Source organism: Cellulophaga sp. BC115SP, from assembly GCF_009905545.1.
GTDB classification, from domain to species: Bacteria; Bacteroidota; Bacteroidia; order Cytophagales; family Spirosomataceae; genus Flectobacillus; species Flectobacillus rivi.
This window is the reverse complement of sequence record NZ_JAAALB010000067.1, coordinates 1-23,690: the sequence shown is the minus strand read 5'-3', so window position 1 is coordinate 23,690 and position 23,690 is coordinate 1. Positions and strand designations below refer to the sequence as shown.

At 37.5% G+C, this 23,690-nt stretch carries 23 protein-coding genes; 1 reads left to right on the top strand and 22 read right to left on the bottom strand.

Annotated elements, in window-relative coordinates; all coding sequences use genetic code 11:
• Positions 1-79 precede the first annotated feature (79 nt).
• From GVN22_RS25190 to GVN22_RS25135, 12 genes are all read right to left on the bottom strand, one after another.
• Positions 80-583: a hypothetical protein gene (locus GVN22_RS25190; protein WP_166553776.1), complete on the bottom strand. Its 504-nt coding sequence runs from the start codon at positions 581-583 to the stop codon at positions 80-82.
• A gap of 131 nt (positions 584-714) precedes the next feature.
• Positions 715-1,770, bottom strand: coding sequence for a hypothetical protein (locus GVN22_RS25185; RefSeq protein ID WP_166553775.1), 1,056 nt, complete (start codon positions 1,768-1,770; stop codon positions 715-717).
• 12 nt (positions 1,771-1,782) lie between these two features.
• Entirely contained in the window at positions 1,783-5,760 is a 3,978-nt protein-coding gene (locus tag GVN22_RS25180; protein WP_166553774.1) for a strawberry notch C-terminal domain-containing protein, read from the bottom strand.
• A gap of 141 nt (positions 5,761-5,901) precedes the next feature.
• Positions 5,902-7,464 (bottom strand): hypothetical protein, encoded by a 1,563-nt coding sequence (locus GVN22_RS25175; protein WP_166553773.1) that lies wholly within the window; start codon positions 7,462-7,464, stop codon positions 5,902-5,904.
• Positions 7,465-7,475: 11 nt separating this feature from the next.
• Positions 7,476-7,712 (bottom strand): hypothetical protein, encoded by a 237-nt coding sequence (locus GVN22_RS25170; protein ID WP_166553772.1) that lies wholly within the window; start codon positions 7,710-7,712, stop codon positions 7,476-7,478.
• A 1-nt stretch (position 7,713) separates the two neighbouring features.
• A complete protein-coding gene (locus GVN22_RS25165; RefSeq protein WP_166553771.1) occupies positions 7,714-7,980 on the bottom strand; it encodes a hypothetical protein in 267 nt (88 codons plus the stop codon).
• Positions 7,981-7,983: 3 nt separating this feature from the next.
• Positions 7,984-8,310: a hypothetical protein gene (locus GVN22_RS25160; RefSeq protein ID WP_166553770.1), complete on the bottom strand. Its 327-nt coding sequence runs from the start codon at positions 8,308-8,310 to the stop codon at positions 7,984-7,986.
• Positions 8,294-8,821: a hypothetical protein gene (locus tag GVN22_RS25155; RefSeq protein ID WP_166553769.1), complete on the bottom strand. Its 528-nt coding sequence runs from the start codon at positions 8,819-8,821 to the stop codon at positions 8,294-8,296. The genes GVN22_RS25160 and GVN22_RS25155 overlap by 17 nt, the downstream gene beginning before the upstream one ends.
• A gap of 5 nt (positions 8,822-8,826) precedes the next feature.
• The gene (locus GVN22_RS25150) at positions 8,827-9,534 is read right to left on the bottom strand and encodes an iron-containing alcohol dehydrogenase family protein (protein WP_166553768.1); all 708 of its coding nucleotides are present in this window, start codon (positions 9,532-9,534) and stop codon (positions 8,827-8,829) included.
• A 2-nt stretch (positions 9,535-9,536) separates the two neighbouring features.
• Positions 9,537-10,181: a hypothetical protein gene (locus GVN22_RS25145; RefSeq protein ID WP_166553767.1), complete on the bottom strand. Its 645-nt coding sequence runs from the start codon at positions 10,179-10,181 to the stop codon at positions 9,537-9,539.
• 4 nt (positions 10,182-10,185) lie between these two features.
• Positions 10,186-10,608: a hypothetical protein gene (locus GVN22_RS25140; RefSeq protein ID WP_166553766.1), complete on the bottom strand. Its 423-nt coding sequence runs from the start codon at positions 10,606-10,608 to the stop codon at positions 10,186-10,188.
• Entirely contained in the window at positions 10,605-11,735 is a 1,131-nt protein-coding gene (locus tag GVN22_RS25135) for a hypothetical protein (RefSeq protein WP_166553765.1), read from the bottom strand. Before GVN22_RS25135 ends, GVN22_RS25140 begins: the two co-directional genes overlap by 4 nt.
• A gap of 211 nt (positions 11,736-11,946) precedes the next feature.
• Here GVN22_RS25135 and GVN22_RS25130 point away from each other — a divergent pair, with 211 nt between their 5' ends.
• Complete coding sequence (locus tag GVN22_RS25130) at positions 11,947-12,108, top strand: hypothetical protein (protein WP_166553764.1); 162 nt, start codon at positions 11,947-11,949, stop codon at positions 12,106-12,108.
• Between the two features lie 70 nt (positions 12,109-12,178).
• Here the strand turns inward: GVN22_RS25130 and GVN22_RS25125 are convergent, their stop codons facing one another.
• The 10 genes from GVN22_RS25125 to GVN22_RS25080 form a co-directional block, all read right to left on the bottom strand.
• Positions 12,179-13,432: a Y-family DNA polymerase gene (locus tag GVN22_RS25125; protein ID WP_166553763.1), complete on the bottom strand. Its 1,254-nt coding sequence runs from the start codon at positions 13,430-13,432 to the stop codon at positions 12,179-12,181.
• The gene (locus GVN22_RS25120) at positions 13,429-13,881 is read right to left on the bottom strand and encodes a LexA family transcriptional regulator (protein WP_166553762.1); all 453 of its coding nucleotides are present in this window, start codon (positions 13,879-13,881) and stop codon (positions 13,429-13,431) included. The genes GVN22_RS25125 and GVN22_RS25120 overlap by 4 nt, the downstream gene beginning before the upstream one ends.
• A 308-nt stretch (positions 13,882-14,189) precedes the next feature.
• Positions 14,190-19,250, bottom strand: a complete 5,061-nt coding sequence (locus GVN22_RS25115; RefSeq protein ID WP_166553761.1) for a PAS domain S-box protein — start codon at positions 19,248-19,250, stop codon at positions 14,190-14,192.
• A 311-nt stretch (positions 19,251-19,561) separates the two neighbouring features.
• Entirely contained in the window at positions 19,562-19,975 is a 414-nt protein-coding gene (locus tag GVN22_RS25110; RefSeq protein WP_166553760.1) for a type II toxin-antitoxin system VapC family toxin, read from the bottom strand.
• 1 nt (position 19,976) lies between these two features.
• Positions 19,977-20,126, bottom strand: a complete 150-nt coding sequence (locus GVN22_RS25105; RefSeq protein WP_166553759.1) for a hypothetical protein — start codon at positions 20,124-20,126, stop codon at positions 19,977-19,979.
• A 31-nt stretch (positions 20,127-20,157) separates the two neighbouring features.
• On the bottom strand, positions 20,158-20,559 hold the full coding sequence (locus tag GVN22_RS25100; RefSeq protein ID WP_166553758.1) for a hypothetical protein: 402 nt from the start codon (positions 20,557-20,559) through the stop codon (positions 20,158-20,160).
• Entirely contained in the window at positions 20,556-20,861 is a 306-nt protein-coding gene (locus GVN22_RS25095) for a hypothetical protein (protein WP_166553757.1), read from the bottom strand. Before GVN22_RS25095 ends, GVN22_RS25100 begins: the two co-directional genes overlap by 4 nt.
• 461 nt (positions 20,862-21,322) lie before the next feature.
• On the bottom strand, positions 21,323-21,589 hold the full coding sequence (locus GVN22_RS25090) for a hypothetical protein (RefSeq protein ID WP_166553756.1): 267 nt from the start codon (positions 21,587-21,589) through the stop codon (positions 21,323-21,325).
• Positions 21,565-22,899 (bottom strand): hypothetical protein, encoded by a 1,335-nt coding sequence (locus GVN22_RS25085; RefSeq protein WP_166553755.1) that lies wholly within the window; start codon positions 22,897-22,899, stop codon positions 21,565-21,567. The genes GVN22_RS25090 and GVN22_RS25085 overlap by 25 nt, the downstream gene beginning before the upstream one ends.
• A gap of 221 nt (positions 22,900-23,120) precedes the next feature.
• A partial coding sequence (locus GVN22_RS25080) for a hypothetical protein (RefSeq protein WP_205691035.1) occupies positions 23,121-23,690 on the bottom strand: 570 nt, incomplete at its 5' end.

Below are 23,690 nucleotides of genomic sequence, written 5' to 3'. Positions count from 1 at the left end.
TGTTTTGATACTGTTTTGCGAAATTCATGTTGAATAGAGATAATATGAGAACCTAAAACGAAACAAAGAGCACTAAGCCTTACTCAGCATAGTTTACTTCAACATCTACTGAAATAGATTCAAGTAGCGGCAAAATAATATGCTTGTTCAAAGTGATGTGCTCGTTGACATGATAGATGAAGGAATCACCCCCTTCATGTTTGGCTTCAATCTCACGGGTAGTGGTTTCACCTTTTCGAGAAGTGGTATTCACCTCTAGTTTTTTGCTCATTTGAGCGAGCTGGTTCAATTCAGACTTTACCTTCACACGAATACTCTCAATCGTTGGCGGATACACGTAATCAAAATCCTGTACGTGGTCTAAAAGAATACCCTCTTCAGGTGTTGCCGTGATTTCGGTGTCGTTATCGACCGCTTTGAAAGTCCCATCGGTTACGTAGCGACCACTCAAAATATTGCCTAGGCGAAGACCAGGCATGAGGCAGACTTTGACATCTTTGTCACCGTTTTTGAGGTTGTACTTCACACTCTTAGATGGCGGTGTACTTTCCTGACTAGGGTTTAAATCAATAATGTTTGACATGATAAATAGGTTTTGTTGCTAGGTTGATTTTTCCTTGTTTGCAGCTACAAAGTTACGATGGCTTTTTAGGGCGTTGGAGGTAATATGGTGGTAGTAAGGACTATTCGTGCCTACTACCACACAAGTCAAGTCTAAAACAAGCCTAAGAACTTCTTGCGTTTAGGCATTTTACCCAAGGACTCCCATTCGATATTGGACTTTTTGGCAATCAGCTTCAATGCTCTCATGTCTTTTTTGTGAATGGAGGTCAACACCATTTTCTGATACGTGAGCGCCTGAGCTTCCTTGAACTTGGTTTCGGCATCCGTTCCTAAGCGTCCCATGCCTCTAATTTCCTGCAAGGTGGTGGAACTGATTTTGTAAAGCTTTCTTAGCGCTTCTGACTCGGTTTCTATCTTCTTTTCAAGCTCATGAATACTTGCTTTGGTTTTACCGATTCTTTCATCCAGCAAAGCAATTGGAGCAGGTTTAAAGCCTTCAATGGATTGGTTTTTAAGAATCTTTCCATCTATTTCCTCTAATGAAACGGTATTTGGCTTTGCATTTGTGACTAGAAACAAAAGCTTACCTCTTTTCACTAATTGCCCTTCTTCAAAAGGACTTTTGAGGTGTATCTCTTTGGCTTTTACTTTTTGTACGGGCTTTATTACCACAGCTTCTTTGGTATCATCGACCAAAAGTACACCTTCATATTGGTTTCCGTTAACGCTTTTAACCTTTAAGGTTTTATCTAACTCCTGGTCCTTTACAATATCTCCTTCATCAAGCGTTCCTTTAAAAAGCTTCTTTACAGAAGAAGGTTTGCTTTTGGGTTCAGGTTTTGGAGCAGCCTTTTTTTGCTTTGAATTAGCAAAGGCTTTTCCTTTCTCCTTATTGTCTTTGGAGATACCTAAAAGGGATTTTGCTTTTGATATTTTCTTTACCTCTTTGGGACTGGGCTTTTCGGGTTCACTCTTTGGAATGGAGTAAACGCCAATTTTGGATAACTCTTTGGGTTTGGCTTGAGCATCAAGCGCTTTATTGATTTGTTCCAATATTACATCAATAGATTCGTCAATTTCAGGGTCAAGCCCATAGACCCCTACGGCATCTGTTGTAAGTCCTTCTACGATTTCGACGAGTTTCTTGTTAGAGTTTTCTAAAAGCTCTGAGCGCTTTGAAGCGTAATTGCTAACGGTTATTTTCATGGTTGATTAGGTTTAGTTTAAGTTTAATGCTTGTGCCTTGAGTTTGAGTAATTGAAGCTTGATTTTAATCAAGCGTATGGACTTTTGTTTGTCAGCTGCATCGTTGGCATTCTGTTGTTGCATCTGAGCATTTACAGAATCTTGAATCATTTTAAAGTCAGTAGCACTTAGGTTAACTGACGCTCCAAATCGCTCGGTCAGAATCCTACAAACCGCCTCAAGGTTTGAATCATCTACAATACCCACCATCGTACTTGATACCGAATTGAAGTTACCTCCATCTACGTATTTGAGTAGTTCTGTATCCGTGTAAACATCGCCTCCTTTACTTTTGGATAGTGCAGTAATCATTCTAAACTTGCCATTTTGTCTAAAAAAGGTAGTACCTATACTGGTTGATACCTGCCCTTTGCTTCGAATGATGGGTACTGCTACTGTTAGTGGAGCAATAACATTGGCAGTATTACTTTTCCAATTTGATTCTCTCATATAAGAGCTGGGAAGTAATAGTCCTTTCTTGACACTGCCATCTTGCATCGTAAAATCAATCAAACGTCCTTTAGCAAACTTATCGTTGGTATAGGCTTGTAGAATATTTCCTGTGACAATTAAAGCAGAAACACGGTCTTTGGATTGTGAGGTAATCGCTCGTTGCCATTGTTCTAATACATTATCATTGGACAAAAACTTTGATTGACTCATGATTCCTGAGAGCTTGCCAAAATCGTTTCCTGTGATACCAAAGGTTTGCTTTTTGACCCCATTGGAGACGGCTATATCAATTTCAAAAGTATTCAATTGTATTTGACCATCTTCGTAAGGCTTGATACCCAAACAAACCCCTGTGACGTAGCTATTGTCGGATTGTGGTACATACAAAAGCCTTCCTAGTTTGAAAAAGTCAAGTAGTTCTGCATAGGCTCGTTTGTTTCCTTCCTTGCCAGAACTATGATAGGCTATGGCTTCTTCTCGCTCTTCGATGAGTTCTTGAAGCTTGGTTTGTAGCTTTTGCTGTTGTTCCTCAGTCTTATTTTTGAGTGCCTCAAACCATGAAATTGTCATTTCTTTGTCTTTCTCATAGTCGGTTTGTGCTCTGGTGATTCTAGATTGGGTTTGTTGCTCAAGCAGGTTAAGTACCAATTCCTTGGTATCGTTTCTTTGTACCTTTTCACGCTTTTTAAGTTCTTCTTGTAAGGTTGTGACCGTGTAGGGCTTTCGTAGGTTGTTGATTTCATATAATCCCACGTATGTAGGTCCCGAAAAAGGTGAATCCGTGAAGCTTTTCCCTAGTACTGCGATATTGGGTTCTTCGATACTAGCTGCCTTTAAGTCCATCGTTTCGACTTCAAGGTCATACTCATCCAAGGCAATCTTTAGCTCCACGAAGGCTTGATACTTTTTGACCATATCCGCATAGAACTTTTCTTGTTCCTTGGTATTGAGTAAGGCAACTCGACCAGACACACTTTTGGCTAAATTTTCAATATACTTTTCAGACTTGGCATTCGTCTGCTCTTCCTCTTCACCCTTTTGAGCATCATAAAAATAGCGTTGAAGGTCTAAACGAGTGTAATAACTCTTTTCCAAATCCTCATTTTTATCATCCTCAATCAAGGTTTTCATGACGATGTCTCCATACTTATTCAAAAAGTCCTCAGACTGAATCAGGTCTTTTGAAGTCTTTTGGGATGAAGTGGTATTGGCATCCAATGATTTAAGCTTTGATTTGAGCATCATCACTAAGCGCTTTTCAGCAGGAATGTCAGAACTGAGATAGTCATAAATCGGAGGCAAAATTTGACCCGTTCGGTTGATACGACCACGCTTTTGAATCTCGGTGTTAATGTCAAGCTCTGGTTGCCAAACAATCATCACTCGTTGTTTTACCTCATTGGCAGGTACTTTCTTGGTAGGAATGGCATGAGCTGATTTTCCTGTTGAACCACTTTGATTAATCATCAAGCAGTCAATTTGATTGTCCTGAAACTTCTGAAAAGTATCAGCCGCATTTTCTTTACGCCTAGTCTGCACTCGACCTGTCGTGACCGCTGCACTCATTCTCCCTAGTCCTTTGGGTAAGTATTCATAGATAACCTCCAAGTTGCGACCAGTCACCTCACCAACTTTGTACCCCTCAGCTTCAATGCGTTGTTTGACATAATCAATCGGTGAGATCATCACACCAGTTTGAATCGTCTTGATTCTACTCAAGATGTAGTTGTATTCAAAAACGGCATTGCTTCCTAAGGTATCCAATTCGATTTTCTCAAAATGCCTTTTACCCCAACCATCATTGATTTGGATTCTCAGTACACCTTCCAAACCTCTGGTTAATACTTGTGAGAAGTCGGTATTTACTTTGCCCGTTGAATCAATGTCGAGTTCCTTAACAAAAGCTTCCATTGTGTTAGCAAAGGCAATCACAGGCTTTTTGCCCTCTTTGAGTCGTTGAATGGCTCTATCCGCTACCGCATCAGCTTTGATTGCCAAAAGCATTTGTGAGACGATTTGGAAGACTTTAGAAAAGTATGGGGCATTGCGTACCCCTAAATCAGCCGTTCCACTCGCCAAAGCCACTTCACCTTGTTCGTCACGCAAAGTTTGATTCATGTTTTCTACCGTGCCTTTGACATAGTTTCGCTGGAAAGCTACAATCATTTGCATGATGTCAGTGATGTTATCACAAATCTTTCGGTGCAAGGTGGAATAATCCTTCATGCCAAAAGTGGTAGCGGTTTTATCCAGTACAATCCAGTTGACAATCGCACCCGTGTTTGCCATGCCTCTTTCGTGTCGAATGAGTTGTCCTTCACTTACCAAGTTCGCTGAGATGATTTCTTGCAAAGCTACACCACCCATTTCGACAGCATTAGCCATTTGCTCAGAGGACATATTAGCTTCACTGAGGTCTGTTTTTAGACCATACAAAGCCATATTTTCACTACGTTTGGCAAAAGTGGCAGAGAGAAAGATTGTCCCTTTGGATTCACGGACAATATCTCGCATGATGATACCCGTCGAGGAACTTCCCCCTGAAGCATTATGCGATTCATCCAAAATCAAGATATTGCCTTTTGCTTGTTCATATAGGAATTTAGCCTTTTTACCCTTGATAACGTTCTTTTTACCACCATTCCAGATAACTTTATTACCTGTAGCTACTTGTGAGTAGGTCGCTAAAATAAAATCATATTCATCGGGTAAAACACCTGAGTCAATGACGCCATCTTGTTCTAATTTTTCAGGAGCTTTGTAAATGATATTCCCTAAATCATCCTTGATATGCGAATCGGCATCCCTCGTATTGACGATAAAGGGTCTGATATGTTTACCCTTTGACAAGTCATAGTCAGTCGTGTTTCGTTTGTATTTAAACACGCTTTTGGTAGGATTCTGCTCTTTAAAAGCTTCGTAGTTTTCAGGATTATTGTCGTAGCTGCTTTTCTCTTCATCACTTAATTCCTCCCACGAATCATACTTGATTTTCTGTTCGACTTGACCAATGGCTATTTCTAGTTTTTGGGAACCATCTTCCATACCAACCCCCATAAGGTCACGGTAAAGGTCAGTAAACAAAGAGGGCTTTTCTGTGATAACAATGGGCTTCCTTCCTTTGTGGTAGGCATAACGAATCATGGCCGCATTGATACGTCCTTTTCCAATTCCTGTTTGGTGGGCGATAATGATTCCTTTTCCTTTTTCGACTTGATAGATAGCCAATGCTACTGAATCTACCTGCTCGGCTGCCAGTGCGTTCGAAAGCTCATCGAGTGATTTGTAGCGTAGGTGCATCTTGACGTATTCATCAACCGTCATTTCGTCGCCATACTCGTTTCGCAGGTATTCTTTGAGTTTAGAAAGGGCAATTTGTCCCTCAAAAAACATAGAATCAGGTGTTTCAACGGAAAGAGACTTCATTTTGGAAGCGGGACGATACATTTCGCCTAGTCCTTCCATCTTCTTCTTTTTGGGCTTGAATAGTTTAATCATGGTAGAGGTGTTTATTTTGATAGCAAAATGAGCGTCTGCAGCTGGAAAAAGACCAGGAGAAAAGCGGATTTTGCTATCAAATTATTAAGAGCTTTCGCCTGAGCAGGGTATCGACACACAACAGTGTGTAGTTTTTTGCTATCAAATGGCTAATGCCAGTGCTTTAAGCTTGAGTAATTGTAATTTGATTTTGAGTAGTTCATGGGGCTTCTTTTCGGCTTTCTGATAGGTAGTCATAAACCTTTCATAAAGCGCTTCGAAAGTATCAACCACCGTTTGATTGACTTCTTCTGCCATTGGAGCAAAACCCGAAGGTTCTTTTTTAACACCATCTACTAAGACCACACGCACATCAAATTGTGTTCCTTGGCGAGCGTAAAGTTCTCCATCGATACTTATCACATCGACCACATTGTAGTAATGATGTAAGTAGTTAAAAAAGAAACGGTCGCCCACAGCATGATTCCCACGATTTCGACCAGCAATCAATCCCTGAGCATTGTAATGAGTATGCCCACCAAGAATAAAAGCTGCTTTACCTGCTGGCTTCATGGTTTCGAGTGCATACAATGCCATCAAATGGTCAAGTTTATGCACTCTGATAGGACCTACATTTACTCGTTGTGGAAGCAAACCAAAGGGAGGATTGGAGATAACGGCATCAAAGCTACGTTGATACTCAGGCATCTTTAAGGAAGCATCCTTCTTCGTTACTAACTTAAAGCCTTGTGTCAAGAGATTCTTATACCGTAGCTCAGAGATTTCATTAACGATAAACTGTCTAGGTTCTGCGGCAATGGTCAAAAGTCCGTTTCCTGCACTTGGCTCAAAACCTTGTTTGCTTGGGTCATCAATCCCGCACCAAATCCCCATCAAAAAGGCAATGGGTGCTGGAGTAGAGTATTGCTGGAGCATAACACTTTCAGAGGTGCGGTGATTGAGCCGAACTTGATTTTTGTACAAATTAACAATGCTCAAGTATCGCTCTAAAATGCTGGTATTGGCATGAGCATATTCCCTTGCCGTGCGAACAATGGCTAATTCGGTAAGTTCTTTAACCTCTGATTGGTTGGTGATACCAAATTGGCTAGCTAGTTTTTGGGAAGTAACTTTATTGTCCTTCTGACCTTCTTTGAGTCTTTCCTCAATGGCTTGTACATATTGAAGCGAATTGTCAATAAACAGTTTGCCTATACTCTGGATACCTTCCTTAACTTCAAAATCGGTAAAGATACCAGCTGCCTCTGAATTGAAAACAGGATTGCATGGGTCAAGGATAAGAGGTTTATCCAGCAAAACAACCAGATAAATATGAGATGTACTCTGTGATGTATACGTGGCGAGACGCACCTTAAATGGAATCCCTAAATTTAGTAGTGTTCCACCTAACAAAATCACAAAGTCCTCACAGTCTATTCCTGTATATCGATCAGCCCATGAGGCGTTAGGCAAACGAATGATTTCCGCTGAGTCTGGATAACCATCGTATTTGTAAAGGAATTCTTTTCGGCAAAAGTCATAAAGAGCTTTGATAGAATCTTGATGCGATTGGGACTTGAATCTTTTGGCAAAAGCTTTAGTTTGTACTTTGGCTTGGTAAATGTATTGACCAGCAATTAAGCTGGCAAGCTGTTGTACATTGGGGTTTTCATGGATGATACGGTCGTGTTTGGTGGGATTTTCGAACAAAGATGAAGTTTTCAAATGTGTATAAATTAGTGGACTCTAAATACCGATTTATAGATATAGTCTATAGCAGGATAAGGCAGTTTTGTGCGTAAAGCAGGATTTTCTGGGTCAAAGCCCAAGGATTTTAGGTTGTCTTTATGAGCATCCACCTTCAAACACGAAAGAAGATACTTCACATCAGCTCTAAGGTTTTTGCCTTGTCCTGTGGTAATATTTAGCTCTTTGCAAATATCGGTTAGTGTTGAAGGTGGATAGATTTTCATCTTATCTTGATTTTAAGATTGGTGTGAATCCAATGGGTAATTCTTTAACTTCTTTTCTAGTAATCCCTCTACCTAATTGTAGTTCTGGATTGAGGGATAATTGTTGCTTGTCGCAAAAGGCTTGCATCATGTCTTGCATTTGTGGTGCTTGCATAGTTTGAGTTTGGTAGGTTCGTGAATAGCGGTCTTTTCTCTGGATTAGGTTTCTTACTATTGCTCCTAGACAAAAGACCACCAAAAGAATGAGTAATAGGTTTAGTGTAAACATGGTTTAAAGAGGTTGTAAAAAGTCTTTGATTTCTTGCTCTGAGAAATACTGTTCCAGTTCTGGAGTTTCGTTTCTCTTGAGCATAGTGTGAAAGTCTGGTAGTTCTCTAAAATAGTCGATTGGTGGTAAAACGTCCCTTCTTGCTTGGATAGCCAGACAGTATTGAAACTTCAAAAAGGTGGTTTGCATCATTACCATATTTCTAAAGCTACGTACCTCTGTCTCTAGCAGAAGCTTTTGTTGCTTGACTTTTTTGCGGTGGGTCTGAAACCCGACAAAGAAAATTACGCATAAGAATACTAGGTCTAAGGTGTCACGAAGGGTCATCATTTTCTAAGGTTTTCCAGTTGAGAATTGCGAACTGCGAGTCAATATCTAGGCTATCATAAATCTTCTTGTCGTGGTTGATAATTTGCACAAGCTCCGTTACTTCATTATTGTAAAGTGCCTTAAATGGCTTGTCAAAGTGTTTTTGAAGTAATTCATACAAAATCACAGAATCAATCTTGATGGTGTCTTCAAACTGTTGTCGTAGCTTGGTAGATTCGTCATTAGCTTGCTGGAAACCGATAGTAGACTCAGGTTCGTCCAATTCAAAATGCTCAGTTATCAGCTCATTTAATTCTGATTTATCTAGCTTTACAGGCAGTATAGTGGTATTCTGGCTTTCGGTGGGTTCTTCAACCTCTTTGACGTTGAGTGCTGTGTCCTTTTCAGTCCTTCTTCTCATCAACAAGCTCATTCCCAATATTACCATGCCGACGATGGCGCAAATGAGCAAAAACAACTTGGCTATTAATCCATAGTTGGCATTCTCTGATTCATCTTCAAAATCTAACATAGGTGCTATTTGGGGTTAAATTCTAATTTTTGTTGTGCAAAAGGAAAGTACTTTTTCCCGTCAATCCATTCCATTTGTTCAGTATTTCTGACACCTACACGGTATTCCTCTTTGTCAAAGTATCTGGTTGTCCACTTCTTGTTTTCAGGAAGCTCTGTGTTTTGGACTGCAATGTCATACATCAAATAGGCAATCTCTTTTCTGGGTTGAACCTTCGTGGGTAGGTCATTGAAATCATCACTTGTTTCCTTTAAAACGAGCATATTCATCATTTTCAATAGGTCAGGGGAAACCTCCGTACCTCCGAAATAGTGGAATTGAAGTAGTAGCTCTAGTCCGTTATTTTTCGGTGTTTTCAAAAGCTGCTTTTGTGCTTTTGTCATCGCTCCTGAGCCAAAGAATGAGCCTGCATCGTCATAGATGACCACCGCATTTTTGACATAGTTGCTACAGTAGTACGAAAACTTGTCATAGTCATCCGATTGAAGCTTGACCACTGCATTTTTGGGCATCGGTCGCTCCAAATCTTCGAAGGTTACTTTCTTAGTGATTTCCTTGTAGCTGGAGTTATTCGAATGGTCAAAGACAATGATTCTTTTAGGGTTATTTTTGAAGGCTCCGACTCGAAAATCGAGTGAGAGTTGTAAGGCTTCGTAGGTCTTTCCCGTGTTTCGTGTACCAAAGAAGCCCCAAACGTTTCCTTTGGGATTCATATCTAGGTGATTTTTGCTTTGATTTTCTTGAATACTTTTACGGTAAAATTGGAGAGTGCCTGAGGATTATGAGCAATGATATTCGAACCCATGAGTACCACCAAATCGTAAATCATGGCAGATTTACTTGGGAGCCTATATCTGCCTTCACGTGCCTTTTTCTTCAAGTCTTCCAGAATCACCAACTTGACGAACTTTCGGATAGATTCGGTATCTTCTAATCCTTCATCTTGTTGGATTTTCTTCTTTTGCTCCACTCGTTTCTGAGCTGCCTTGACTTCGTCGCTTAATGGGATGATATTCGCTTCAAAATCTTCGACCAGCTTTTCATCGCCATTTTCGGTTGACATCTCTGCCACGATATTTCGTAGCACGCCCGTACCCGTTTTTACGTAGGAGAAAATCAGCTCGGTCTCTAGTTCTGCATTCCCTTCTAAAATCACTTGGTCGATGTTGGGCACATATTGAGGTGTGACGACCTGTTGGGCAACAACTTGAGGTTTGAAAGGATTATCAAATAACCCTTCCAATTGTTTGGGTGCTGGTGGCTCTTCCACTCGTTCGGGTGGTGAACTCATCCCCGTGAGGATGGAATTGCCTATTTCAGCACCCTCTGTGATTAATTTTAGTTTTTCTGAAAAAATCATGGTGCTACTTTTTTACGTATTGAACTCCCTTTGCTAGACCTTTACCTGCGTATTTTAAACCAAGGTTGACAAAGAAGGACGCTACTTTCTTTTTACCTGCCTTTAGTTGAGCTTTAACTTTTCCCATCAAGGTTTTTCGTTCTTCCCATTCGATGATGAGTTTTTCGAAAACAGGACGAAAAGCGGGTTCAAAATCAATCGCTCCATCGGCTCGAAAGCATCCCATTGCGGTCATGTATTTTCCAATCATATCAAGTTTGAGTTCGTTGTTGATAACGGCAGCATCATAAGTTTTTTTCTTGGAAAGTAAAGCCAGAGCCTCTTCCGAAAATGCTTGAAACTCTTCAAGTGTCATTTCCCCGTGACTATGATAGCTTACAATTTGTCCGTTGAGGTCTAGGGTGAGTGTAGCGAGTATTTGTTTCATGGTTGAGTGATTTCTTCAAAGCCCTTGATATAGTGGTTTTTCCATACTCCAGCGCCAACACGAACAAAAGCCTTCTTTTCAGAGAATCGAACTGCCTCTGAAATCAAGTTATTCAGACCAGCATCGTTGGCGAGTTTAAAAGTTTTAAACTTATCCAACATAGTGTTTTCGTTGTTTTCATCACGCAAACGGGTGTTTTCAAGCTGAAGGGCTTTGTTTTCGTTTTGTAGCTGAATGAAAACAGGATTGTTTTCAATGTTTTCAGGCTCAATGCTGATGTTTTCATGATTCTTGAAAACATTGTTTTCGTTCAGCAATCGTTTGTTTTCATCCAGTAAAGCAATGTTTTCACTTTGAAGCTGAATGAAAACAGGATTGTTTTCAATGTTTTCAAACTCGGTGCTGATGTTTTCATGATTCTTGAAAACATTGTTTTCGTCTAGCAGTCGTTTGTTTTCATCCTGTAAAGCAATGTTTTCACTTTGAAGCAGAATGAAAACAGGGTTGTTTTCAATGTTTTCAGGCTCAGTGCTGATGTTTTCATGATTCTTGAAAACATTGTTTTCGTTTAGCAGACGTTTGTTTTCATTCTGCAATGCAATGTTTTCACTTTGAAGCTGAATGAAAACAGCGTTGTTTTCAATGTTTTCAAACTCGGTGCTGATGTTTTCATGATTTCTGAAAACATTGTTTTCGTCCAATAATCGTTTGTTTTCAAACTTCAATTGAATGATTTCATCCTTTAGAGGATTGATGTTTTCATCCAATAAGGTTTGGAACTGCGCTCTGATTTCAACTTCTCGTTCAGGTGTGAGTAGGCGTTCATCGTTTTCGTTTAAGCCAAACGTTAGACCGTTGAAAACATAATGAGCCAAGGCAGATTGAAGAATGTTTTCATGGGTTTTTAGCTCTGGATTTTCTTCGAGTAGGGTATCAAGTTCACGAAGCTGTTCAGTTGTGAGGTGTATGAAAACAGCGTTTTCATGCTTAGGGGTATTGCCAGCAAAAGTGTTTTCAAGAATCTCATTAAGGAAATCACTAACGTTTTGAGAGCTTCTTAACCAGTCAGCAATTTCAGGTCTTACTCTTGCTCCAATCTGGACGGTACGTGCAATGTTTTCAGCCATGTTTTCAATGTTTTCATGAATCAAGACCGATGTTTTCGTTTGTTTTCATCGGTGTTTTCATCATGAAATTAGTAGGCTATTGACGAAAACATGATGTTTTCATGCGAGCACAGTTGATTTTGTCCGCATATATCCGTTTTTATCTCTTTTTTGCACAAGTGATTTTTAGTAAATTTGTATGAAAACCTAAAACGAAAACATTGGATTTATTATGGGAGCTTCTACAATAGTTAATTCTGCAAGCATCGCTCAATTGATGGGCTGGACAAAGGAATATTCGGCAAAGAAAATCAGACAGGTAAAAAAGGCAACAGGTTGTGCATACGTCACATTCGCAGACTGTGCCAAGGCTTGGAACGTGTCAATGTCGTAAAACAAAGCTCTCTTCTAAATACTACTAATATGCAAACGCCCACCAATTGTGAATTGGTGGGCGTCTTAATTTATATCTTGATTATCAATAACTCATCAAATCGAGTCGTGTATTTTTGAGATAATCTTTCATTCTTAAGTTTCCAAGTCCTATCAAAACCTTGGGCTGCAAGTCTCAACTTATTTTTACCATTTGAATGATTAATAGAGTCTAAAACCGCCATTAGCTTTTTGGTCTTACTGTCAGGATGTGCAAATAGAGCTAACTGGTATTGGTCTTCTGGTATAATTCCAGACACGATAATTCCAGCTTTTTTATATTTGTATCCCTCTTTATAAATCTTTGAAAAGCCTAGCAAAGCATTCTTTATGATTACTCTCGAATCACTATCTGCCACAGGAAGTGTAATTGTGACAGAGTTAAAGTATTGCTTTTCATTTTTTGCGAAAGGATTTGTGGTAACAAATACTTGTACATAATTGGCTACACTTTTTTGCTTTCGAAGCTTAAATGCACAGGCTGCCGCAAAATTAGATACAGCCTCTGAGAGAGGATTATACTGTGTGAGCATAGTCCCAAAGCTTCGGGATGTACAAATATTCTTCTTTGGCTCATTGATTAATTCCATACTCAAGCATGAAATCCCTCTAAGTTCGTACAAGAGTCGTTGTCCTACGATTGTCATCTTAGCCCTTACCCAATGCTCATTTGCTTGTATAAAATCAAATGCTGTGTGTATATGATGTGCCTCTAGTAATTTCGCATAGCGCCTGCCAATGCCCCAAACATCTTCGATGGATGTAGCTTTCAACGCTTGTTCTATTTTCTCTGGGGTATCCAAAATCCACACACCCATTTCTTTATGATGTTTTTTGGCATACCGATTTGCAATTTTAGCGAGAGTCTTTGTTGAGGCGACACCCACACAGGTAGGAATCCCCGTACACTGTTTGATCTTAGTACGAATTTGAGAAGCATAGCTTGGTAAATCGGTTATTCCCCTTAGATTGATGAATGATTCATCAATTGAGTAAACCTCAATTTCGTTTGAAAATTGAGATAATATTTGAACGACTCTGTTTGATATATCTCCATACAAAACGTAATTACTACTAAAGACCTGAAGTTTTCCACTTTGAACCAAACTTTTTATCTCGAATACAGGTATTCCCATCTTGATGCCCATTTCTTTAGCCTCATCTGAGCGTGCAATCACACAACCATCGTTGTTACTTAACACGACGACAGGTTTATTTCGTAGTTCAGGAGCAAATAACCGTTCGCATGAAACGTAAAAGTTATTACAGTCAACAAGTGCTATCATCGTGTTCGGTGAATAACATAGGTTACAATACCCCAAATTTCAAAATCATCACTCGTATTGACCTGAATAGTTCTATACTTATTATTTTCAGGAACTAAGGAGTATTTATTTCCTTCAATTACTAATCGTTTTACTAAAAAATCACCATTTAATATTGCAACAATGATCGAATTAGATTTTGCGTAAATTGACCTGTCTACAACCAGAATATCTCCTGATAATATATTGGCATCTCGCATAGAATCACCCAGTACTCGCACACAAAAAGTACTGGAGGGGTTTTCAACCAATAATGAGTTAAAATCTAATTCCAGTTCAACATAATCAGCTGCTGGAGATGGAAACCCTGCACTTATTACAGAGTTAAAAAAAGGAACACTTAAGGATTTGGCGTTTTCATTACAAATCGTAAAAATCTGGATTTTCTTTGGCAGTAAGGGATGCTTCATTTTTATGGCTACATTTTTAAGTCAATAACAATAAAAATACAAATAAAGTTAAATAATGTAGCTAAAAATAAAAAATAGAATATGTTTTTTACAAAATTGATACGATAATTATTCATTCTCTTAAAGCCCAGTTGTACTTAAATTTTACAAACTGTTCCAAATCCTTGAGTGAGTAAATATCTTAAAATATGGCTCTTTTCTAAATACTATGGATAAATAAAACGCCCACCAATTCAGAAATGGCGGGCGTAATTGTTTTACTAAAGATACGTAAATTAAAAAGTTAATAACCTAACACAAACCATTGTCTAATCTTCAAAATATATTTTCAATTGAGAAGAGGACTTAATCTCATTCAGTTTATGAATGCTAATAGGTTTATGGATAAAATCTATTACGCATGGATATACTTTAGCTCTGAGTCGGTCACTCTCATCAATAGAGGATGATACGATAATTACGTATATTTTACAGGATAAGTTTTTATTTGTGATGTAATCTAAAACACCCCATCCATCCAACTCAGGCATATTTAAGTCCAAAAAGATAATATGAATATCCTCCGACTGGCTATTTGCTGATATGTATTCCACAATGCCTTTTCCATTCAAAAATTGATTAGGTGATGGGGTGATTTCAGCTTTCTTCAATAGCAATTTATGAAGAAGTTGAATAGCATTATCATCATCAACTATTGAAAAATGTAACTTAGTAGAAATAGTGTTAAAATTTGGAGTGGTATTTCGCTCCAAATCTTGAATTATATACGTTTTTTGAGTAATGTCCTTGATTATTTGATCTATCTCAAAAGCAGAAGTTACAATGTGCTCAAGACACTCGTTTAGTTCTGTTGTATTTTCAAAACCGCTTTGAACCAACATGGCCAATCCCATAAGTCGAGAAAGCGGTGCTCTTACTACATGAGATTGTATCCAAGCAATTTCTTTTAACGATTTATTTTGAATTTCGACAGCCTTAAAATATTTATTCCGTTCTGTTATATTGTGTGCAATCTCAAATATTAGGTTTTGTCCATTGACATTTAACATACAACAATATACCTCCATGTCAAATATTTGACCATTAGCTGTTCGATGTTGTACCTCAAATTTTTGGCGACCTAATCTACTCAATATTTCGAATTTACGTGTAACATCATCCTGTGAAATATTTACATCTAGGATGTTGAGCTTTAGGAAGTCGTCTTTCGACCACCCATAGAACTGAACGCAGGCATCATTAGCGTCAATGAATTGTCCGTTATCTGGGTTAATCAAATACATTATCGAAGCACTTTCTTCAAAGATACTTCTAAATCGATTTTCACTCTCCAATAACGCTCTCTCCGTATTTTTTCGCTCAGTGATATCTACAATTATGGCGATAAAGAGTGAACTACCATCGATTTCGATATATTGCAAATGAACTTCTACATCGTATTTAGTTCTATTTTTTCTTAAGTGTATTGTTTCAAAGATAAGTTTATCTTTCTGATGTTTTTTCAAGGGCTCTACCAAATTAAGAAACTGCTCATAACTTATTAACGGTTTTAAGTCAATTGGAGTAAGATTTCTTAGCTCTTCTAATGTATAGCCAATGTTAGATTGGGCTGCTTGATTGACATCAACAAACTTTAATGTATTAGCATCAAAAATGAAAATTTCATTTAACAAGTTTTCAAAAATATAGCTAAACTTAGAGATCTCATTTTGAGCAAATTTTTCCTTTGTAATGTTTTTACTAAATACAGCAACACCTACAACTTCTCCATTAACTATAATTGGATTCATGGAGATTTCTAAGTAGAAGGTTCTATCAATAGTGGGAACCGTGTCCTTGAAGTGTAATACCTTGTTTTGTAAAACTTGGTCATACCTATCTTGCCATAGATTTCTAAAGTTTTCTGGCAAGCAATCCAATATTTTAGTTCCTTTTTCTAATGGAAATCCAAATGAATGAAGGAAATCTCTACGAACAATTTCGTTGGCATAAACTATTTCGTAGTTTTTATTTAATGACCAAATACTTTCAGAGGAGCTATCAAGTATTGCTTTCAAATTCGCCTCACTATCTTTAAGAGCCTGTTCTGTTAACTTTAAATGTGTTATCTCAGTACTTTTGCCACCGATACCAATTATTTGATTTTCTGCATTTGTGAAAGGAAATTTAACCGTCAAATAAATCTTCTGCGAACCACCTTCAGTGATTATATCCTCAAATTTGATTGTTCTTCCAAGCTCGATAACTTGATTGTCCGTTTTCGAAAAAGATTCAGCTAGCTCTTGAGGAAAAATATCAAAATCAGTACATCCTAATACTCTTTCTTTACTTTTCCCTGTAAACACTTCCCAATGGCGATTGACATTTAAGTATTTACCATCCAAATCCTTGACGTAGATGACAGACCCGCTGTTTTCAATCAAACTTTCCAATAATAGTCGTCCCTCTTTTATTGTATTTAGATCAATTTGCCTTCTTGTAATATTCTTTAACATTTCACCTATCAAGGTAAGTATTTGATAATCGAAATCTTTAGTTCGATAGGTATTTTTAGAAGATGCAAGTCCCACAAAACCAATACAGGACTGTTCTGCATAGATTGGAACCGTAAAGATATTTAGGTTATGGTAATCGGTTAAATATGATTCACCAATCTGGTGCTTCTGAAAATAGGGTTCTATTTCGCTTATAGTTCCATATTCCCCAATATTGTAATTACCAGAAGCGCCTGCTTTGCTCCAGTTATATTGCTTTTGATAGGTGCCATTTTTAGTATCATAAAAAATAACAAATAGGTATTCAGCCATCATAAAATCTCCGACTTTAGCTAATGACTCATTAATCCTCTCTTCAACAGTATCCAATGAAATATTGATAAATGTTAAGAAGATATGCATTAACATCTCTTGGAGTTTATTTGAATAGTTCAGTTTATCTATCATTAACTTTATCTCAGTGACATCACGACGGATACCTTCTATAGCGATGAGATTTCCTTCACTATCTCTAATGGGAACATTTCTTTGCTCAACCCAAATAATTCGTCCATCTTTTCTTTTCCAGCGAACAGTCACTGGAGTTTTTAAATTGATCTTTCCATCAATCAATGATTGAATAATGGGTTTATCTTCTTCGTGGACAATTTTTAGACCGAGTTCAGGATCATCGTAGTGCTCTTTGGGAGTGTAGCCTGTGATTGCAGTTACTGATGGGCTTATATAAGAAAATTTTCTTTCTGGTAAAAGGTCATATCTAAATATGACATCTTGTAGATTTTCCGTAAGTCTTCGGTATTTATACTCACTCTCGCTAAGCGTATCAATAAATTCTTTTCGCTCAGAAATATCGGTCAAGGTAGCAAATATCCGATAATCATCCCTGTCATGGGTTAAATATTCAATTTGTGTAGATATACTTATCCATGTAATTTCTAAACTTTCTTTATCTTGTAATCCAACTACTTTACCTCGAATTTCTTGTTTTTTAATGACTGCTTGTATTATTGGCAGTTCGTTAAAATCAAGTAATTGAAACATTTCATCTACTATATTAACATTCGAGATAAGCTCAGCCCAATTTTTTATACCTTCTTTTTCTAATCCAAAAAACCTAAATGCACTTTGATTAGCTTTCAGGATCTCAGCATTTTTATTGAGATAGACCACTCCATCTGTCATACTATCAAAGATATTGTGATACTCTTGTTCACTGGTTCGGAGTTGATACTCAATTTGATGTCTACTTTTGACATTTTGAATTAAATCTTTCGTCAAGCGCAGTAATGCAATCTCATCTGTCTCATATACCCTTTTCTCATCGGATAGCATACAAAGAAAACCTACGAGTTCTTTATCTTTTTTAATAGGAAGGATAAGGACATTCTCGATTTCTAAAAGCTGAAGACTCTTTAAAAGTTCTATATTGAAATTAAACGTTTGGATATCCTCAATAAACAATAAATCCTCTTCCAATGCCTTCGGAACAAGATGCTCAATTTCAGAAACTTTAAAAGTATCAAGAATTGAAAGATTTGTATGTTTTTCAAGGACTTCGGATGATGTCCAGACATTGACTTCTTTGAAATGTAATAGAGTTGCGTCTATTTCATAAAGTAATACCTGCAGACATCCGACATATTTTCCAATTTCCTCCAAAATCAAATCGACTCTATCATTACTTGAAAAAGGATAATTCATGAATTTATTAGATAACTCAATTATCGTAGTCTGAAAAAGCTCATTTCGTTTTTGTTTCTCTGCAAATTCTAATTGAATTGTAACATCTTTTGCAAGGCCAACGTGTCTGTAAACATTTCCTGCTTGGTCATGCAACGGAAACTTTCGCAAGTTGAACCAACGGACATGCTCTTGAATTATGACTCTAAAAGTGTGATTGAATGGAATAAATGTCGATTTCAGGTAATTCTCTTGAGCTGCCTTTAACGATTTAATATCATCTGGGTGGATATATTTTGAAATATGCAAAAGCTTACTTTCATACTCATTGATATCTTCAAAAATATCTTTGAATTTTTTATTAGAATAGAGCAATTGATCATCGTTTTCATCTCTTATCCAAAGAATATCATTGACATTCTCCGAAATTTCTCTAAAATTTTGAAGGCTTTCTAAAAATGAATTTTGAATTTTTACCCTCTCCGTAACATCTATAAATGTGATAATACAAGTATTCATCGCAAGCATGAAGCTTACTTCACAAATCTTAGTGTCTTTATTTTTACAAGTTATTTTACATTCAAAAGGTTGTACGATATGTTCTTTGTTGAGTATTGGATAAATATTTTCAGACCAATTTAAATAAGCAAAATTGCGCTCCTGCTCTAATGGAAAGGCACAATTCAACCAATCTGTGATATTTGAAATATCATCAGAATTATACCCGAAATAATGGTTGAATTGATCGTTATAGAAAAGAGTATTATCCTCAAGATTGGATACTAGCATTGCGACAGGTGCTTTCTGAAAGAGCTGTTTGCAATTAGAAAATGTAAGCTTATTGGAAAATTGTAACCTCTCATTTTGCTGCGAGAGTATTCCTAAATCTTTCACAAATAAAGCGTAGTTCTGTTCAAATTTATGTAGGTATATTTCATGAATTCTTCCAGTGGGAATATACACTAATTCAGGGATATGAATGTACGATTTAGAATCTATCTCAGAGTATATATCATCTAAGCTAATTTCACTGTAATCTCCTATTAATTCATGAAGGTTGTTGTAATCGCTTTTACTTTCCCAAGCGTTTATTTTGGTAAGACACGACCTATCTATAAAGAATAAATTGTGATTAAGCTCTACATACTCATAATTTAAAATTCTTAATTGCTGTTCATAAAAATGGTTATTCATAACAAAATGGCGGTTTTATTATATCTATGTTTGTTTTCAGTTCAAAATTATAATAAATATAAAATAAATATAATTACAAACAGGTAAAAAATTACTGATTATTATCATGGAGTATATATCTCTAAGAGGTTCGAAGACTATCATTTCAGTCAAATAACTTCATTAGAAGTGAAAAGGAAGATGATTGATGTATTGAGCTATATTTCCAAAATGGAGAATCCTCCTTAATCATGAATTAGTCGGAGAGATGCAGTTTCTTTATCGTTCCTTCAAACAAACGCCCCACAATCACTCAGATTGTGGGGCGTTTGCTAATTTATAACCTTAAGTTTTGGATAAAAAGGAAAGTAAGCATCTGTGCTTAAAACTGGCATATCTTCATTGATTGACTGTGCGATGATAAGTAAGTCAAATGGGTCTCCATGAGGTTTTGAACTACTTGCCTTCGGAAATACCTTTGGCACGTTCAGGATTTCATTGATATGCTCATTTTTGACTGGCAATACTTGTACCCTTTTTAGTAACTCTTTGATGGCATCTTTGTAGGGTATGTTGAAAGGGTTGTTCCCTTTTCTAACCTTAAGGGCAATCTCATGCAAGCTGGCATTACTAATGTATAATTGACTGCTAGGGTAGGTTAATATTTTTTGTTGCTCTTTGGATAATTCTACGGTCTCATTATTAATCCAAAAAATCAATATGTTACTATCGAGTAGGTATGTCATGCTAAGATTTTTTGATAACCACTTGGGTTCTATTTTTCTCAACAAACCTTTTACGCTCTTCTGGAGTCATTAGTTCGTGAGGCTCTAAAATACCTTTATATCTAATTTTAGGGCTTCTAGGAGCAGGTGTTTGAATCGTTTTAGTTGCCATGTCGGTAGTCGTTTTAGTTAAACAAATATAGCTAGAAAATTACAAAGTAGTTGTCTAACTTGTACATAAATTCAAACAACTCTTCACGGCTATCAGATGAATTTTTGGGTATCCAATTCGTTAATCCTCTATCTAATTTATCTCTGATAGTTTGTACTTCGTTAGTAGTATAGAGTCCCAAAATGCTAAAAAGTGCCTGAGCTTGATAATATTGAAGCTTAATCTTTTTGATGCCAGCTTTTGACAATTTTAGGTTTTCAGCAGATACTTGAAATATCGAATCAAAAAGTGTCGCCACAATGGTTTCGGGAGCAATCGTGTACGATTTGTGTATTTTAAAGTGGGACGTGATCATAACATTTTGTCTGAATGTGACTTGTCTGAGAAGTTGATACTCAAAAAGGTCTATTTCGATGGTAATTAGGTTTATCATGAGTCCAATTGGTTAGCAACTTCTATAAATTGACAGAATCCCTTGATGGCTTGCTTGAGCCTTTTATTCTCAGTCTGTAACTCTTCTATTTCTTTGTTAGACTTGTGTCTGTGAGCGTTGTAGGTCTGCCTAAGCCCTTGTAATTCTTCTGTTTTCTCTTTGTAGTCTCGTAAGATAAACTCAAAGACAGATTGACCAGTTTTAATGTTTTCTTTCTGCATAACTTGGTTCATGATTTCGACCAAGTCTGCATTTTCATCGTCGTCTAACCCACGAAGGGTCATTGTTGAGAATTGTTTCATTTGGAGAGGATTAAAAAAATGATGACTAAAAATGCGGTAAATACGTTTGCGACTGTTTCTGCCAGCAGTTCTACTTCTAGGTGTTCCTTGATTCTTTTCATTGTTAGAGAAGCTTGTGAGCTTTGTTTTTGCAGTTGGCTTTGTGCGTAAGTTGGATGTTGTAGTTAATCACTACCAGAATGTATTCGCAACTATCAACTTCTACCAGAGATATTCCATGTTGTATCTGTTGATAAGGTAGAATGTGTCTGTATCTCACTGGTGGTGGTTCTTTCTGAGAAAAAGCAGCTATCGCCAGTAGTATAAGAATGCCGATAAGCTTAGTCTTTTGAGATTGAAATTTCATTTTGCTATCAATTTAGAGTGGGCTTTTGCCTGAGCAAGGCGAGCTGCCTTGAATTTTGCTATCAAAATTTGTTCAAAAGTGAGCTGCAGTAATTCCCTGGTCTTTCATTTTGCTATCAAATTTGTGAGTCGCACATTAGGAACCTTTTTAAAGTCTTGTCATATTGGGCAATCATTCTGCCATTGTAACCTACTTCGTAGATATAAGCATTGTCTATTGGGTCCTTAAAGCCACTAACAAGCTTACAAGCTGCTTTGAGACGTTCAGAACTATTTCTACCAAAGATGATTAAATCAGATGATCCTTTGGTTGGAAGCCACACTCCGTTGGGTAGGATGTACTTTAATTTCCATTTCACTACTGGTGCTGATGTTGATTGCATGGTCTTAGAAAGTTAGTTGTTTTTAGAAAGTAGTTGAATTTTTGTACATATTCGCTATTGGTTTTTACACTCAATTTGCGATTGTAATATTGGGCTAATTGGGTAATATCCTTTATTTTATTTCCTTGACCACGTGGTACAACACCTGTCATTGGATATTGCATCATAGTCAATTTGGCACGCTCAAGCTCTTTTTCAAATTCTATCTCTTTGAGTGACTTTTCGGCTTTTTTAGCCCATTGTAACACTACCAAGAATCCTTGTTTTTGGTGTGTTCCGTAGTCTTTCGAGAAGTATTTTGTTGGGTGATATGCCTCTCTGTCCTTGCGAGCGTCAAAAGCTTGCTTTTTATCTGCCCAATACTGGAGGGTCATACTATAAATCTGCCAGAATTCGAAGGTATTCTCTCTTGGGTTATCATTTTTAAAGCCATTAAACACGTCTCTGTGAATCACTTTCTTGATTTCTGACTCAATTGGGGTGTAGTTGCGTTGTGGATAGAACACATCTTTCACATATTTCCAGAAATTGTTTACAATCGTAGCCTTTTCAAGGTCAGTTAAGCCTTTAGGTTCTGGTTTTGGTGCATTTTGGAAACGAATCTTGTTTAGAGTGCCTTTGCGGTATGCCTCAAAACGTTCGTCTGAACTGATGAAAGAATTTTCGGCGCCCCCCGTGTTTTTTTCTTGGCAGTTTTCTTGGTCATTTACGAGGTTTTGGGCTATTTCTTGTTTTTCTTGGCCATTTTCTTGGTGTCTTTCTTGGGATAGATTTTCCACATCTTCCGCTATATATGAATTATTTAAATTTTCTATTTGGTTACTTAAGTGTGGCAAAGTTTGCACCTCAGAGAGAGAAAAGACTTTCAAAATGGTAGTTGGTTTTTCTGACCAACTTTGGATTTTTGGCTTGAATTGGTCGATTCCAAGCAATAACCAGAGGTTTAGAGCTATCTTATAGCCATTAACTCTGCCTTCTTCAAACTCCTCTACAGTAATGACCCCAAAGGTGCTTAGACGTGCCAAATGGTCTTGTACAGCTCTGCGGCTGCAACCACAGAGGTTTGCCAAATCCCAACGAGTAACTTGTAATAAGGGCACACGGTCAGAATCAGCCCACAAAGGACTATTCATACAGTTCCAAAATTGCTTAAGGTACAAGTGTGCTATAGATTTCAATTTTGATAGATGTGGCTCACGCAACATGGTACTTTTGGTAACGAACTGTACATCGTTATGCTCTTTCACAAAAGCATGATACCTTTCGATTACCTGTCCAAATTGGTGACTAAACGTTTTTTCAATTCTCATGGTTGATTTTGGTATGTAGTGACAAAACTTCGCTTGTCAAGGCTTAGAATCATCACTACGCTATTTCCCGTTGCTTCTGCCAGAGAGTCGAACTCTGAGGGAATCTCTAAAGAAAACCCCTTCCAAAACAGCTTTTATACTGATAACTTAGTAGATTATACGTCGGTAAACAATCCCCATTCGAATAGAATGGGGTTGTCCCAACTCTCTTTCTAAATTAACTAACACTCAGTTGGAGGAACTAAAACGTATCCACCGTTTGATTCTTGATAATGATACTCTTTTCGTGGATCGAGACGGATAGAACGACCATCCTTTAGTAAGAAAATTTGAAGGGTTGTGCCCATCATGATTCTTTTGGCTATCTGATTTGAGAGGTCAACACACTTTTCTCTTCGCTCATCCTTAACCTCTTTTATGATTTGTTCCAATTCAATCTGTCTAGTTGCCCTTGGTCGCTCTGGACTGACCATCGGTTGAACCACTACATTAGGAACTCTTGGTCTATTTCTCCCTTTGAGCCAATCTTGCAAGACAAAATAAGGATGCTCGTACTGCCTATGATTAGCGACAATTTCCACCATGATGTCATACAAATCCATGACATTGATTTTACAAGTGTCCAGCTTATAGTTTTCGTGGAAAACTCTTGAATTCAGCCCAATCTCAATGAGCTTCTTCCTGAAGAGTTCTTGGTCACGAAAGCACATAGCATCATAGACTTTGTTGAGGATATTCGGACGTTTCATAGGTTTAAGGAATCTTGTCAGTGGCTCTTTCGTAGAGCCACA

Coding starts and splice junctions, on each gene's coding strand:
- GVN22_RS25190 (WP_166553776.1), bottom strand. CDS start 583: ATGTCAAACATTATTGATTTAAACCCTAGTCAGGAAAGTACACCGCCA.
- GVN22_RS25185 (WP_166553775.1), bottom strand. CDS start 1,770: ATGAAAATAACCGTTAGCAATTACGCTTCAAAGCGCTCAGAGCTTTTA.
- GVN22_RS25180 (WP_166553774.1), bottom strand. CDS start 5,760: ATGATTAAACTATTCAAGCCCAAAAAGAAGAAGATGGAAGGACTAGGC.
- GVN22_RS25170 (WP_166553772.1), bottom strand. CDS start 7,712: ATGAAAATCTATCCACCTTCAACACTAACCGATATTTGCAAAGAGCTA.
- GVN22_RS25165 (WP_166553771.1), bottom strand. CDS start 7,980: ATGTTTACACTAAACCTATTACTCATTCTTTTGGTGGTCTTTTGTCTA.
- GVN22_RS25160 (WP_166553770.1), bottom strand. CDS start 8,310: ATGATGACCCTTCGTGACACCTTAGACCTAGTATTCTTATGCGTAATT.
- GVN22_RS25155 (WP_166553769.1), bottom strand. CDS start 8,821: ATGTTAGATTTTGAAGATGAATCAGAGAATGCCAACTATGGATTAATA.
- GVN22_RS25150 (WP_166553768.1), bottom strand. CDS start 9,534: ATGAATCCCAAAGGAAACGTTTGGGGCTTCTTTGGTACACGAAACACG.
- GVN22_RS25145 (WP_166553767.1), bottom strand. CDS start 10,181: ATGATTTTTTCAGAAAAACTAAAATTAATCACAGAGGGTGCTGAAATA.
- GVN22_RS25140 (WP_166553766.1), bottom strand. CDS start 10,608: ATGAAACAAATACTCGCTACACTCACCCTAGACCTCAACGGACAAATT.
- GVN22_RS25135 (WP_166553765.1), bottom strand. CDS start 11,735: ATGGCTGAAAACATTGCACGTACCGTCCAGATTGGAGCAAGAGTAAGA.
- GVN22_RS25130 (WP_166553764.1), top strand. CDS start 11,947: ATGGGAGCTTCTACAATAGTTAATTCTGCAAGCATCGCTCAATTGATG.
- GVN22_RS25125 (WP_166553763.1), bottom strand. CDS start 13,432: ATGATAGCACTTGTTGACTGTAATAACTTTTACGTTTCATGCGAACGG.
- GVN22_RS25120 (WP_166553762.1), bottom strand. CDS start 13,881: ATGAAGCATCCCTTACTGCCAAAGAAAATCCAGATTTTTACGATTTGT.
- GVN22_RS25115 (WP_166553761.1), bottom strand. CDS start 19,250: ATGAATAACCATTTTTATGAACAGCAATTAAGAATTTTAAATTATGAG.
- GVN22_RS25110 (WP_166553760.1), bottom strand. CDS start 19,975: ATGACATACCTACTCGATAGTAACATATTGATTTTTTGGATTAATAAT.
- GVN22_RS25105 (WP_166553759.1), bottom strand. CDS start 20,126: ATGGCAACTAAAACGATTCAAACACCTGCTCCTAGAAGCCCTAAAATT.
- GVN22_RS25100 (WP_166553758.1), bottom strand. CDS start 20,559: ATGATAAACCTAATTACCATCGAAATAGACCTTTTTGAGTATCAACTT.
- GVN22_RS25095 (WP_166553757.1), bottom strand. CDS start 20,861: ATGAAACAATTCTCAACAATGACCCTTCGTGGGTTAGACGACGATGAA.
- GVN22_RS25090 (WP_166553756.1), bottom strand. CDS start 21,589: ATGCAATCAACATCAGCACCAGTAGTGAAATGGAAATTAAAGTACATC.
- GVN22_RS25085 (WP_166553755.1), bottom strand. CDS start 22,899: ATGAGAATTGAAAAAACGTTTAGTCACCAATTTGGACAGGTAATCGAA.